Origin of the sequence: Kineosporia rhizophila (assembly GCF_021277265.1) — a bacterium.
In the GTDB taxonomy this organism is placed as follows: Bacteria; Actinomycetota; Actinomycetes; order Actinomycetales; family Kineosporiaceae; genus Kineosporia; species Kineosporia rhizophila.
The window spans coordinates 37,485-51,016 of sequence record NZ_JAJSOH010000027.1 but is presented as its reverse complement, the minus strand read 5'-3'; the positions used below and the strand labels follow the sequence as shown (position 1 = coordinate 51,016).

At 71.1% G+C, this 13,532-nt stretch carries 13 protein-coding genes; 12 read left to right on the top strand and 1 reads right to left on the bottom strand.

What is annotated here, in order from left to right; all coding sequences use genetic code 11:
• The first annotated feature begins 93 nt into the window (after positions 1 to 93).
• From LWF15_RS28525 to LWF15_RS37880, 11 genes are all read left to right on the top strand, one after another.
• Complete coding sequence (locus LWF15_RS28525) at positions 94 to 912, top strand: helix-turn-helix transcriptional regulator (protein ID WP_232814049.1); 819 nt, start codon at positions 94 to 96, stop codon at positions 910 to 912.
• Positions 890 to 2,302, top strand: coding sequence for a Fe-S cluster assembly protein SufB (sufB, locus tag LWF15_RS28520; protein WP_232814048.1), 1,413 nt, complete (start codon positions 890 to 892; stop codon positions 2,300 to 2,302). The genes LWF15_RS28525 and sufB overlap by 23 nt, the downstream gene beginning before the upstream one ends.
• Positions 2,303 to 2,350: 48 nt before the next feature.
• Positions 2,351 to 3,523, top strand: a complete 1,173-nt coding sequence (gene sufD, locus LWF15_RS28515; RefSeq protein ID WP_232814047.1) for a Fe-S cluster assembly protein SufD — start codon at positions 2,351 to 2,353, stop codon at positions 3,521 to 3,523.
• Complete coding sequence (locus tag LWF15_RS28510) at positions 3,520 to 3,864, top strand: non-heme iron oxygenase ferredoxin subunit (protein ID WP_232814046.1); 345 nt, start codon at positions 3,520 to 3,522, stop codon at positions 3,862 to 3,864. Before sufD ends, LWF15_RS28510 begins: the two co-directional genes overlap by 4 nt.
• 6 nt (positions 3,865 to 3,870) lie before the next feature.
• The gene (gene sufC / locus LWF15_RS28505) at positions 3,871 to 4,629 is read left to right on the top strand and encodes a Fe-S cluster assembly ATPase SufC (protein WP_232814045.1); all 759 of its coding nucleotides are present in this window, start codon (positions 3,871 to 3,873) and stop codon (positions 4,627 to 4,629) included.
• Positions 4,630 to 4,708: 79 nt separating this feature from the next.
• Complete coding sequence (locus tag LWF15_RS28500; protein ID WP_232814044.1) at positions 4,709 to 5,989, top strand: SufS family cysteine desulfurase; 1,281 nt, start codon at positions 4,709 to 4,711, stop codon at positions 5,987 to 5,989.
• Position 5,990: 1 nt separating this feature from the next.
• Positions 5,991 to 6,491, top strand: a complete 501-nt coding sequence (gene sufU, locus LWF15_RS28495) for a Fe-S cluster assembly sulfur transfer protein SufU (protein WP_232814043.1) — start codon at positions 5,991 to 5,993, stop codon at positions 6,489 to 6,491.
• Entirely contained in the window at positions 6,488 to 6,835 is a 348-nt protein-coding gene (locus LWF15_RS28490) for a metal-sulfur cluster assembly factor (protein ID WP_232814042.1), read from the top strand. The genes sufU and LWF15_RS28490 overlap by 4 nt, the downstream gene beginning before the upstream one ends.
• Positions 6,836 to 6,894: 59 nt before the next feature.
• On the top strand, positions 6,895 to 8,127 hold the full coding sequence (locus tag LWF15_RS37890) for a GGDEF domain-containing protein (protein WP_232814041.1): 1,233 nt from the start codon (positions 6,895 to 6,897) through the stop codon (positions 8,125 to 8,127).
• A 3-nt stretch (positions 8,128 to 8,130) separates the two neighbouring features.
• Positions 8,131 to 9,462, top strand: coding sequence for a GGDEF domain-containing protein (locus tag LWF15_RS37885; protein WP_232814040.1), 1,332 nt, complete (start codon positions 8,131 to 8,133; stop codon positions 9,460 to 9,462).
• A gap of 38 nt (positions 9,463 to 9,500) precedes the next feature.
• On the top strand, positions 9,501 to 10,793 hold the full coding sequence (locus tag LWF15_RS37880) for a GGDEF domain-containing protein (protein WP_232814039.1): 1,293 nt from the start codon (positions 9,501 to 9,503) through the stop codon (positions 10,791 to 10,793).
• Here the strand turns inward: LWF15_RS37880 and ypfJ are convergent.
• Complete coding sequence (ypfJ, locus tag LWF15_RS28470; protein ID WP_456298978.1) at positions 10,739 to 11,653, bottom strand: KPN_02809 family neutral zinc metallopeptidase; 915 nt, start codon at positions 11,651 to 11,653, stop codon at positions 10,739 to 10,741. The two genes, LWF15_RS37880 and ypfJ, sit on opposite strands and share 55 nt — an antisense overlap.
• Positions 11,654 to 11,839: 186 nt before the next feature.
• On the opposite strand from ypfJ, the gene LWF15_RS28465 reads away from it, so the two are divergent.
• Positions 11,840 to 13,438 (top strand): ABC-F family ATP-binding cassette domain-containing protein, encoded by a 1,599-nt coding sequence (locus LWF15_RS28465; protein ID WP_232814037.1) that lies wholly within the window; start codon positions 11,840 to 11,842, stop codon positions 13,436 to 13,438.
• The last annotated feature ends 94 nt before the right edge of the window (positions 13,439 to 13,532 follow it).

Genomic DNA, 13,532 nt, shown 5'->3' with positions numbered 1-13,532 from the left:
CTTCCGTGACGCACCAGACAGAACTGGTGAGCGCCTGCCCCGGCGGATCGGCTTGAGCCGGGCGCCGAATAACGTCACACTGATGTGGTGGAAATGGCGGAGACTGATCTGGACGATCGGACGGAGGACCGGGGGACCCGTGACCGGGTCTCCCGCGAGATCCTCCATCACGGTCCGGTCACCGCAAGTGATCTGGCGGGCACGCTGGGGCTGACGCCCGCGGCGGTGCGCCGTCATCTCGACACCCTGACCGAACAGGGCCTGGTCTGCACCTGGGACCCGCCGGAGGGAGCTCCGCGGCGCCGGGGCCGTCCGGCCCGCCTGTTCGTGCTCACCGACACCGGCCACTCGGCCATGTCGACCGCCTACGACGACCTGGCCGTCCACCTGCTGGAGTTCCTGGCCGAGACGGCCGGGCCCGAGGCGGTGCGCGAGTTCGCCACCGTGCGGGCCGAGCGGCTGGCCCAGCGGTACCGGCCGGCCGTCGAGGCCGCCGGGGCCGATCCGCTCCACCGGGCCGGGGCCCTGGCCCAGGCCCTCAGCACCGACGGGTACGCCGCCAGCGTCCGCTCCGTGGAGGAGCGGGGCCGGCGGGGCGAGACCCAGGTCACCGGCAAGCAGCTCTGCCAGGGGCACTGCCCGGTGCAGCAGGTCGCGGCGCAGTTCCCGCAGCTGTGCGAGGCCGAGACGCACGCGTTCTCCAGTCTTCTGGGGGTCCACGTGCAGCGTCTGGCCACGCTGGCGCACGGCGAGCACGTCTGCACCACCCACATCCCTCTGAGCGCGGTCACCTCCAAGCTCAGCCAGAACCCGAACACCAGCACCGCGACCAGCCGGCCGCCAGCACGCGTCGAGCCGGACGTCACATCTTGCGAGGAGAACGCAGCCGATGAGCACCGTTTCGCATCCTGAACTCGAGGGCCTCGGTAACTACGAGTTCGGCTGGGCCGACTCCGACGTCGCCGGAGCTGCCGCGCAGCGTGGCCTTTCCGAGGCCGTGGTGCGCGACATCTCGGCCAAGAAGAACGAGCCGGAGTGGATGCTGAACCAGCGTCTCAAGGGCCTGAAGCTGTTCGGCAAGAAGCCCATGCCGAGCTGGGGCTCCGACCTGTCGGGCATCGACTTCGACAACATCAAGTACTTCGTGCGCTCCACCGAGAAGCAGGCCACCTCCTGGGACGACCTGCCCGAGGACATCAAGAACACCTACGACAAGCTGGGGATCCCGGAGGCCGAGAAGCAGCGCCTGGTCGCCGGCGTCGCCGCCCAGTACGAGTCCGAGGTGGTCTACCACCAGATCAACGAGGAGCTCGAGAAGCAGGGCGTCATCTTCGTCGACACCGACACCGGCCTGCGCGAGTACCCGGAGCTCTTCCAGGAGTACTTCGGCACGGTGATCCCGGTGGGCGACAACAAGTTCGCCTCGCTGAACACCGCGGTCTGGTCCGGCGGCTCGTTCATCTACGTGCCCAAGGGCGTCCACGTCGAGATCCCGCTGCAGGCCTACTTCCGGATCAACACCGAGAACATGGGCCAGTTCGAGCGCACCCTGATCATCGCCGACGAGGGCTCGTACGTGCACTACGTCGAGGGCTGCACGGCGCCGATCTACAGCTCCGACTCGCTGCACTCGGCCGTGGTCGAGATCGTGGTCAAGAAGGACGCCCGGGTCCGGTACACGACCATCCAGAACTGGTCGAACAACGTGTACAACCTGGTCACCAAGCGGGCCACCGCGGCCGAGGGCGCCACCATGGAGTGGGTCGACGGCAACATCGGCTCCAAGGTCACCATGAAGTACCCGGCCATCTACCTGCTCGGCGAGCACGCCAAGGGCGAGACGCTGTCGATCGCGTTCGCCGGTGAGGGCCAGCACCAGGACGCCGGCGCCAAGATGGTGCACGCCGCCCCCCACACCTCCTCGAGCATCGTGTCGAAGTCGGTGGCCCGCGGCGGTGGCCGGACCTCCTACCGCGGCCTGATCCAGGTGCTCGAGGGCTCGCACCACTCGGCCAGCACCGTGCGCTGCGACGCGCTGCTGGTCGACACGATCAGCCGTTCCGACACCTACCCCTACGTGGACGTCCGCGAGGACGACGTCGCGATGGGTCACGAGGCCACGGTCTCGAAGGTGAGCGAGGACCAGCTGTTCTACCTGATGTCGCGCGGCATGACCGAGGAGGAGGCGATGGCGATGATCGTGCGCGGTTTCGTCGAGCCGATCGCCCGGGAGCTGCCGATGGAGTACGCGCTCGAGCTGAACCGCCTGATCGAGCTGCAGATGGAGGGCGCGGTCGGCTAGGTCCGCCCTGCCCCGCCTGCCCCACCCTCAAACCACAAGTAGAGAGCCATGACTGAGACTTACACGATCGAAGGCGGACCGGTCGAGCTGCACCGCTCGAGCTTCGACGTCGCGGACTTCCCGACGCCGACCGGGCGCGAGGAGGAGTGGCGGTTCACCCCGCTGGACCGGCTGCGCGGCCTGCTCGAGGACCAGCCCTCCGACGGCCACCTGACCTGGACCACCGACCTGCCCGAGGGCGTCGAGCTGACCACCGTCGGCGCCGGCGACCCGTTCCTGCGCACCCTGCCCAAGGTGTTCGACCGGGTCGGTGCGCTGGCCCTGCAGAACGCCAAGGACGGCGCCGTCGTCGTCCGGGTGAAGCAGAACGCCGAGCTCGACCGGCCGGTCGTGATCAAGCTGCACGGTGACGACAGCGACAAGATCGTCTGGGGCCACGTCGTCCTCGACGTCGGCGCCAACTCCCGCGCGCAGATCGTGATCGAGCACAGCGGCAGCGCCCGCTACTCCGGCGTGCTGTCGGTGCTCGTCGGCGACGGCGCCAGGCTCACGCTGGTGGGCGTGCAGGGCTGGGACCGGGACGCGGTCCACGCCCAGCACGTCAACGTGCGCCTGGGCAAGGACGCGACGATCGCCTCCACCCAGGTCACCCTGGGCGGCGACCTGGTCCGCTTCGTCGAGAACGTGGAGTACACCGGCCCGGGCGGCGACGCCGAGATGGCCGGCCTCTACATCGCCGACGCCGGGCAGCACCACGAGCACCGGCTCTTCGTCGACCACAGCGCCCCCAAGTGCCGCAGCAACGTGGTCTACAAGGGCGCGCTGCAGGGCGAGGGCGCGCACACGGTCTGGATCGGTGACGTGCTCATCCGCGCCTCGGCCGAGGGCACCGACACCTACGAGATGAACCGGAACCTGGTGCTGACCGACGGCACCCGGGCCGACTCGGTGCCGAACCTGGAGATCGAGACCGGCGAGATCCTCGGCGCCGGGCACGCCAGCACCACCGGCCGGTTCGACGACGAGCAGCTGTTCTACCTGCAGGCCCGCGGTATCCCGGAGGAGGAGGCCCGCCGCCTGGTGGTGCGCGGCTTCTTCGCCGAGCTGATCCACAAGATCGGCGTCCCCGACCTGCAGGAGCGCCTGCTCACCGCGATCGAGGCCGAGCTGGGCGGCGAGCCCGAGGCCGCGATCAGCGCGGTCACCGAGGACAGCAAGTGACCCGCGAGCGCGTCGCGTCACTGAACGACCTCACCCCGGGCGAGGCCGTGCAGGTGCGGGTCGGTGGCGAGCTCGTCGCGCTGGCCCGCCAGGCCAACGGCGACGTGCACGCGGTCGCCGACCTGTGCACGCACGCCGCCGTCTCGCTCTCCGAGGGAATGGTCGAGGACTGCACCATCGAGTGCTGGCTCCACGGCTCGGCCTTCGACCTGCGCACCGGCAAGCCCACCGCACTGCCCGCCATCACCCCGGTGGACGTGTACGCCGTCTCGGTCGAGGGGGACGACGTGTACGTCGACACCGACGTCATTGTGAACGCTGAAACTGCCAAGGAGAACTGAACCGTCATGGCCACACTGGAAATCCGCGACCTGCACGTCAGTGTCGAGACCGAGCAGGGCCCCAAGGAGATCCTGCGCGGCGTGGACCTGACCATCGCCTCCGGGCAGACGCACGCGATCATGGGCCCGAACGGCTCCGGCAAGTCCACCCTGGCGTACTCCATCGCCGGGCACCCGAAGTACACGATCACCTCCGGCACGGTCACGCTCGACGGCGAGGACCTGCTCGAGATGAGCGTGGACGAGCGCGCCCGGGCCGGCCTGTTCCTGGCCATGCAGTACCCGGTCGAGGTGGCCGGTGTCACCGTGTCGAACTTCCTGCGCACGGCCAAGACCGCGATCGACGGCAAGGCGCCGAGCCTGCGGCACTGGGTCAAGGACGTCAAGAGCGCGATGGACGACCTGAAGATGGACCCGGAGTTCGCCGAGCGCGACGTCAACCTGGGCTTCTCCGGCGGTGAGAAGAAGCGCCACGAGATCCTCCAGATGGAGCTGCTGAAGCCGAAGTTCGCGGTGCTCGACGAGACCGACTCGGGCCTCGACGTGGACGCGCTCAAGGTGGTCTCCGAGGGCGTCAACCGGGTGCGTGAGAACAGCGAGGTCGGCGTCCTGCTGATCACGCACTACACGCGGATCCTGCGCTACATCAAGCCGGACTTCGTGCACGTGTTCGTCGACGGCAAGGTGGCCGCCGAAGGCGGTCCCGAGCTGGCCGACGAGCTCGAGGCGAACGGGTACGACCGCTGGACCAGCGCGTCCGTCTGAGCAACAACCGATGGTGGACGTCCGTGCGCGCCTCGCGCACGGACGTCCCCAATTTCGATCTGAACACTAAGGATCCGACGTGACCCTCACGCACACCGAGGCCCAGCCCCTGGCCGCGGCCGAGGTAGAGGCGATCCGCGCGGACTTCCCGATCCTCCACCGCACGGTGGCGGACGGCGCGCAGCTGGTCTACCTCGACTCCGGTGCCACCTCGCAGCGCCCGAAGCAGGTGCTGCAGGCCGAGTACGACTTCGCCACCACCTCCTACGCCGCTGTCCATCGGGGCGCCCACACCCTGGCCGGCGAGGCCACCGACGCCTTCGAGGACGCTCGGGAGCGGGTCGCCGGATTCGTCGGCGTGCCCACCGAGGGCCTGGTCTGGCTGCGCAACGCCACCGAGGGCCTGAACCTGCTGGCCTTCGCGCTGACCGACCCCGAGGCCGGCCGGTACGCGCTGAGGCCGGGTGACGAGATCCTGGTCACCGAGCTGGAGCACCACGCCAACCTGGTGCCCTGGCAGCGGGCCGCGGCCCGCTCCGGCGCCACCCTGCGCTGGATCCCGCTCACCGACGACGGCCGGCTCGACCTGTCGGACATCGACGAACTGATCAGTTCCCGGACGAAGGTGCTCGCCTTCGCGCACGCCTCGAACGTTCTCGGTACGGTCACCCCGGTCGCCGAGCTGGCCGCCCGGGCCCGCGCGGTCGGCGCCCTCACCGTGCTCGACGCCTGCCAGTCGGTGCCGCACCTTCCGGTGAACCTGACCGAGCTGGGCGTCGACGCGGCCGTGTTCTCCGGACACAAGATGCTCGGCCCGACCGGGATCGGTGGCCTGGCCGCCCGTCCCGAACTGCTCGAGGCCCTGCCCCCGGTGTTCACCGGCGGGTCGATGGTCGAGCGGGTGACGATGCAGAGCACCACCTTCCGTGAGCCGCCCCAGCGCTTCGAGGCCGGTACCCCGCCGGTGGCGCAGGCGGTCGCGCTGCGCGCCGCGGTCGACTACCTGAGCAACGTGGGCATGGAGCGGATCGCGGCCCGCGAGCACCAGTTGGCCCAGCTCATGCTCGACGGCCTGGCCGGGGTCGAGGGCGTACGGGTGATCGGCCCGGCCGACGCCGCCGACCGCACCGCCACCGTGGCCTTCGAGGTCGAGGGCGTGCACCCGCACGACGTCGGCCAGGTGCTCGACGCGGCCGGGGTCGCGGTGCGGGTCGGCCACCACTGCGCCCAGCCGGTGCACCGGCGGTTCGGGGTCAACGCCTCCACCCGGGCCAGCGCCTATCTCTACACCACCGACGCCGACGTGGAGCGCTTCGTGCAGGCGCTCGGCACCGTCCGCGGATTCTTCGGCAGGAGCTGACGTGTCCTCTCTCGAAGCCCTCTACCAGCAGGTGATCCTGGATCACTCGAAGGAGAAGCACGGGCGCACCGACCTGGCCGACGACGCCGTTCTCGACCCGGCCAGCACCGTGCGCAGCCACCAGTACAACCCGCTGTGCGGTGACGAGGTCACCGTGCAGCTGACCCTCGGCGGGCAGCGCGTCGACGAGGTGGCCTGGACCGGTGAGGGCTGCTCGATCAGCCAGGCCGCCACCTCGGTGATGCACGACCTGATCGTCGGCAAGCCGGTGGACGAGGCCCGCGGCATCCTCGCCGACTACCGGGCCATGCTGCGCAGCCGCGGCACGGCCACCCCCGACGAGGAGGTGCTCGGCGACGCCGTGGCCTTCGCCGGGGTGAGCCGGCACGCCAACCGCGTCAAGTGCGCGATCCTGGGATGGACCGCCTTCGAGGACGCGTTGCTGCGTATCGAGGCCTCCCGCCAGGACAGCCCGACCGCTACAGCAAAGGAAGCGTCATGAGCGAGCAGGTAGTGGACACGAACCCGGCCGACCGGCCGGCCGACGTGGCCGACGTCGAGGAGGCGCTGCGCGACGTCGTCGACCCCGAGCTCGGCATCAACGTGGTCGACCTCGGGCTCGTCTACGGCATCACGATCGACCAGCACAACCACGCCACCATCGACATGACCCTGACGTCGGCGGCCTGCCCGCTGACCGACGTGATCGAGGACCAGGCCCAGACCGCGCTCGACCCGCTGGTCAAGGGCATGGCGATCAACTGGGTGTGGATGCCGCCGTGGGGCCCGGACAAGATCACCGACGACGGCCGCGAGCAGCTGCGGGCGCTGGGCTTCAACCTCTGATCCGCCGGTAGTACCCCGCCCGGCTCAATGAGGCCGGGCGGGCGGACGAAACACCCTGGGTGCAGGACATCTGGCGGCTCGTGGTGGCACCGAACCCGGTGCTCGACGACGTCGTCCGCCGGGAGCTCCTGGCCCAGTCGGCCCAGGCCTCCCGGCTGAGCGGTCTGCTCGGCCTGCCGGTGACCGCCGTGGTGTTCGTGGTGCTGGGGGCGAGCGGGGCCTCGGCCCGTCAGAGCCTGGTCTGGTCGGTCCTGGCGGTCGCGACGGCGGTCGTCTACGTGTTCGGGGTCGGCTGGCTGGTCGCCGGCCCGGGCCGCCCCTACCGCAGCCGGCTGGGCGCCTTCGTCGTGCTGCAGGGCGCGGGCGGCCTGAGCTGGGGGCTGCTGCCGGTGATCGTCGCGCCGGTCCCGGGCGAGCCCGCGGTGGTCTCGGTGTCGTGTGCGGCGACCACCCTGGCGGTCGCCGCGAACGTGGTCTTCGCCTCCGGCACCCCGCTGCCGTGGCTCTCCTTCCACCTCGGGGCGCTGCTGACCGCCACCCTCGGGCTGGTCGCCCACGGCGAGAGCGGGGTGGCCGCCCTGAACGGGCTGACCCTGCTGGCCGCCTTCTCGCTGGCCCGGTACATGTACCAGCAGGTGGCCCGGGCCCAGCTGGTCGCCCGCCAGAACGCGGTGCTGGCCAGCGACCTGCGGGCCGAGCGGGAGGCGGTGGAGCGGATCAACCTGGAGCTGTCCGAGGCCAACACCGAGCTGCGGCAGCAGGCCACCCGCGACCCGCTGACCCAGCTGCCCAACCGCACCCTCTTCTTCGACCACCTCGACCGCTCGATGCGGCACGGCCGGCGGAACGCCACCCCGGTCGCGGTGATCTACTTCGACCTGGACCGGTTCAAGGCGGTCAACGACGGCCTGGGGCACGGCGCCGGCGACGACCTGCTGTGCCAGGTGGCCGACCGGGTGACGGCGGTGCTGCGCAGCCCGGACGTGCTGGCCCGGCTCGGCGGTGACGAGTTCGTCGTGCTGACCCACGACTTCGGGGGCGGTGGGGCCCAGGTACCGACCGCTGTGGCCGAGCGGATCCGGCAGGTGCTGGAGGTGCCGTTCAGCCTGTCCGGCAACCCGGTGAGCATCTCCGGCAGCCTCGGGGTGGCGGTCGACGAGACCGGGCTGAGCGGCGAGGACCTGGTCGAACGCGCCGATCTGGCCCTGTACCGGGCCAAGCAGCAGGGCCGCAATCGGGTCAGTGAGTTCGACCAGACCCTCAATCGGCCGCGTCCGGGTGTCGAGTCCTGACGGGTGCAGGACATCTGGCAGCTGCTCCGGGCCCCGGACCCGGAACTCGACGATGTCGTGCGCCGGGAGCTGCTGGTCCAGTCCGCGGTCGCCGGGCGCCTGTGCAGCCTGCTGAGCGGCGGTCTGCTGGCCACCACGGATCTGGTGATGCTCTGGTCGCAGGGACCGACCGCCGGGCTGCTGGCCTGGAGCGCCCTGGCCGCCCTCTGGCTCACCGGGTACCACTGGCTGGTCCCGGCCCTGGTGATCCGCCCGGCCCGGGCCCGGCCCGGCGCCTCGACGGCTGCCCCCGCCGTGTGGTTCGTGCTCTTCCAGGCCGGGGCGGGCGCGATGTGGGGCAGTTCCGCGCTGTTCCTGCGGGCCGAGGAGGACAACCCGGTCCTGGCCGCGGCACCGGTGGTGGTCATGGTCATCATCAACTCCGCGAACCTGCTGTTCTGCGCCGCCACCCCCAACGCCTACCGGGCCTTCCACGTCAGCATCGTGCTCGTCGGGCTGGCCGGGCTGGCCTCGCAGCGGCTGTGGGGCCTGGCCGGCTACATCGTGTTCGCGGCGTTCGCCGCCCTGCCGGTGGCCCGGTACGGCTACCAGCAGGTGGCCGGGGCCATGCTGCTGGCCCGGCAGAACGCACTGCTGGCCGGTGAACTGCGGCAGGAACGCGAGTCGGTGGAGCAGGTGAACCTGCGGCTGTCCGAGGCCAACGCCGAACTGGAGCACAAGGCCACCCGGGACCCGCTGACCGGCCTGCCCAACCGCTCGCTGTTCTTCGACCACCTGGCCAGCGCCCTGGGCCGCAGCCGGGCCGGTGGGCGGGCGCTCGGGGTGATCTTCTTCGACCTCGACCGGTTCAAGATCGTCAACGACACCCTGGGCCACGGCGCCGGGGACGACCTGCTGCGCCAGGTCGGCGACCGGGTGGGCGGGGTGCTGCGCGGTTCCGACGTGCTGGCCCGGCTGGGCGGTGACGAGTTCGTCGTCCTGACCTCGGGGCAGAGCGAGCCGGCCGGGGTGGCGGAGCGGATCCGGGCCGTGCTGGAGGAGCCGTTCGACCTGGGGGAGCGGACGGTGCGGGTCTCGAGCAGTCTCGGGGTGGCCCTGGACGACGACGCCCTGGACGGCGAGCGCCTGGTCGAGCGCGCCGACGTGGCCCTGTACCGGGCCAAGGAGCTCGGCGGGAACCAGGTGGCGGTGTACGGGCCGGGGATGCGGGCCGGGACCGGGCGGATCGGGCGGATCGACGAGGAGCACCTGAACCGGTTGCTGGCCGGGCGGCCGCCGCCGCCCCTGCCCCGGCCGCGTCAGGACCCGGTGACCGACCGACCGCCCCCGCCGTAGGGCTCAATCGGGTGCCTGCGGATGTCGAGGCCTGAGGGGTGCAGGACATCTTGCAGGTGGTCCGGGCCCCGGACCCTGAACTCGACGATGTCGTCCGCCGGGAACTGCTGATCCAGTCGGGCGACGCGGCGCGGTTCAGCAACCTGCTCGGATTCGGCCTGCTGGGCACCGTCGACGCGATCATGCTGCTGTCCCAGGGCCCGACCACCGGCCTGGTGGTCTGGAGCCTGCTCTGCCTGGCCTGGCTGCTGATCTTCCAGTTCTTCGTGCCCGCCCTGGTCACCGGCCCGGCCCGGGCCCTGGAGGTGGGGCACTCACCGGCCCGGATCGCCCGCCGGTTCGCCCTCGGGCAGTGCGTCACCGGAGCGGCCTGGGGCAGCGGCTGCGTGTTCCTGCGGCCGGTCGAGGCGGCCCCCGAGCTGATCGCCGTCCCGATCACCGTGCTGGTGCTCGCCAACGCGGCCAACCTGCTGTTCTGCGCGGCCACCCCGGGCGCCTACCGCCTCTTCCACGCCTCCATCGTGCTGACCGGCGGGCTGGGCCTGGCCCTGCAGCAGAACTGGGGCCTGGTCGCGCTGGTCGTGTTCGGGGCCGGAGGAGCGCCACCGCTGGCCCGCTACGGCTACCAGCAGGTGGCCGGGGCCCGGCTCCTGGCCCGGCAGAACTCCCTGCTGGTGGGCGAGCTGCGGCAGGAGCGGGAGGCGGTGGAGCAGATGAACCTGCGCCTGGCCGAGGCCAACGCCGAGCTCAGGCACCAGGCCACCCGCGACCCGCTGACCGGCCTGCCCAACCGCGCGCTGTTCTCCGACCACCTGGCCAGCACCCTGGCCCGCAGCCGGCGGGCCGGGCGCACGCTCGGCATCATCTACTTCGACCTGGACAAGTTCAAGGCGGTCAACGACACCCTCGGCCACGGCGCCGGCGACGACCTGCTCTGCCAGGTCGGCCACCGGGTGACCGCCGTCCTGCGCAGCTCCGACGTGCTGGCCCGGCTCGGCGGCGACGAGTTCGTGGTGATCACCGCGGCCGGGGAGGCGCTCGCCGAGCGGATCCGGCGGGTCCTGGAGGAACCCTTCGGCCTGGCCGGGCGCACCGTGCGGATCAGCGCCAGCCTGGGCCTGGCGCTGGACGACGGCCGCCTCGGCACCGAGGAGCTGGTGGAGTTCGCCGACGTGGCGCTCTACCGGGCCAAGGAGCTGGGCCGCAACCGGGTGGTGGTGTTCGGCCCGGCCCTGCTCGACGGCGCCGGCCGGCGGGCCAGCCACCGGCCGGAGACTCAGAGCCCCATCGCCCCGAACGTGTCGCACTGGTCGATGTCACCGCTGGAGTAGCCGGTGGTGAACCACTGCTTGCGCTGGGCCGCCGAGCCGTGCGTCCAGGAGTCCTGGTCGACCGAGCCGGTGGCCTTCTTCTGGATCCGGTCGTCACCCACCGCCTCGGCCGCCTTCTGCGCCTCGGCGATGTTCTCCCGGGTCAGGTCGATCCCGCTGCTCTGCTGGTCGGCCAGGGTGGACCAGACCCCGGCGTAGCAGTCGGCCTGCAGCTCCATCGCCACCGAGTACTCGTTCTCGGCGTCCGGGTTGCTCTTCTGGGCCTGGCGGACCTGCTGCTCGGTGCCCAGCACGGTCTGCAGGTGGTGGCCGTACTCGTGGGCCACGATGTAGGCCTGCGCGAACTCCCCGGGCGCCCCGTACTCGCGCTGCAGCTGGTCGAGGAAGTCCAGGTCGAGGTAGATCTCCTCACCGGCCGGGCAGTAGAACGGCCCGACCTGCGCCGAGGCCTGCCCGCAGCCGGTGCTCACGGCGTCGGCGAAGAACACCAGCGAGGCGGGCCGGTACTCCAGGCCGCGCTTGCCGAACTCGTCCTCCCAGGTGTTGTCGGCGATGTCGTAGACCTTGATCAGCCGGCAGTCGGTGTACTTCTTCAGCGCCCCCTCGGCGTTGCACCGGTCGGACAGCTCCTCGCGCGACTCCTGCTGGCCGGTGCTGTTCGCGCTGCCCGCCCCCAGCTGCGGCAGCCCGCCGCCCTCGGGGGAGCCGCCGCCGAGCACCGCCACCAGCAGGTAGATCACCAGGCCGACCACCCCGGCGCCGCCACCGATGGCGGCCCCGCCGCGGCCCAGGCCGATCCCGCCGCCACCGCGCCGGTCGTCCACTCCACCGACGTCCACCCGATCGTCGTCGAACTCGATACCCACCGTTTTCCCCTGTCGCGTACTGGGCGGAGCTGCTCCGCACGGATATGCATTGGCGTACCGGCGAGGCCGCCCGCGTAGAATGCTGGGGCCACGTTTGGTCCGGTTCGACTGCTCACTGACAGGTAAGCACCGGGCGCAGGTTTCAGCCGTCCGAGATCTTCCCGCAGGAGTAGGTCCCACATGATCACCGCCAACGCCGTAGAGCTGCGCGCCGGCTCCCGCCTGCTGGTGGAGAACGCCACGTTCCGGGTCGGCCCGGGCCAGCGGGTCGGCCTCGTCGGCCGCAACGGGGCCGGCAAGACCACCCTGACCAAGGTGCTGGCGGGGGAGGGCCAGCCCGCGGCCGGGACGGTGTCCCGGACCGGCCAGATCGGCTACCTCCCGCAGGACCCGCGCACCGCCGACCTGTCGATCCTGGCCCGCGACCGGGTGCTCAGCGCCCGCAACCTCGACGACGTGATCCGCCGGATGCGCGAGACCGAGGGCGAGATGGCCAGCGTGGTCGACGAGACCCGGGACGCCGCGATGGAACGCTACTCCCGGCTGGAGGCCGAGTTCACGGCCGGCGGCGGTTACGCGGCCGAGAGCGAGGCGGCCACGATCTGCGCCAGCCTGAGCCTGCCCGACCGGGTGCTCGAGCAGCCGCTGGGCACCCTCTCGGGCGGTCAGCGCCGCCGGGTCGAGCTGGCCCGGATCCTGTTCTCGGGCTCCGACACCCTGCTGCTCGACGAGCCGACCAACCACCTGGACGCCGACTCGATCGCCTGGCTGCGCGACTTCCTCAAGGTCTGGAACGGCGGGCTGATCGTGATCAGCCACGACGTGGAGCTGCTGGAGGTGGTGGTGAACCAGGTCTACCACCTGGACGCCAACCGCTCCGCGCTGGACGTGTACAACGTGGGCTGGAAGAAGTACCTCGAGGCGCGCGAGACCGACGAGAAGCGCCGCCGCCGCGAGCGCCAGAACGCCGAGAAGAAGGCCTCGATCCTGCTCCAGCAGGCCGACAAGATGCGGGCCAAGGCCACCAAGGCCACCGCCGCGCAGAACATGGCCAAGCGGGCCGAGAAGCTGCTGTCCGGCCTGGAGGACACCCGTAAGGCCGACAAGGTGGCCAAGCTGCGCTTCCCGCAGCCGGCGCCGTGCGGGAAGACCCCGCTGACCGCCGAGGGGCTCAGCAAGAGCTACGGCAGCCTGGAGATCTTCACCGACGTCTCGCTGGCCATCGACCGCGGCTCCCGGGTGGTGGTGCTGGGCCTGAACGGCGCCGGCAAGACCACCCTGCTGCGGATGCTCGGCGGCATCGAGAAGCCGGACACCGGCGAGGTGATCTCCGGTCACGGCCTGCGGCTGGGCTACTACGCCCAGGAGCACGAGACGCTCGACACCGACCGCACCGTGCTGGAGAACATGCGCTCGGCCTCGCCCGACCTGACCGACACCCAGGTGCGCACCGTGCTGGGCTCGTTCCTGTTCAGCGGCGACGACGCGGAGAAGCCGGCCGGGGTGCTCTCCGGCGGTGAGAAGACCCGCCTGGCGCTGGCCACCCTGGTGGTCTCCGGGGCCAACGTGCTGCTGCTCGACGAGCCCACCAACAACCTCGACCCGGCCAGCCGGGAGGAGGTCCTGGACGCCCTGCGCCGCTACGAGGGCGCGATCATCCTGGTCACCCACGACGAGGGCGCGGTGGAGGCACTGAACCCCGAACGGGTGGTTCTGCTGCCCGACGGCGAGGAGGACCTGTGGAGCAAGGACTACCTCGATCTGGTCACCCTCGCCTGAGTCCGCGCAGCCGTCACACCCGGCCCGGCAGCACCCCGCCGCACAACGGATTCCGATTCATCTGCCCTGCGTGTGCCTGAAAAGAATGTCCGAG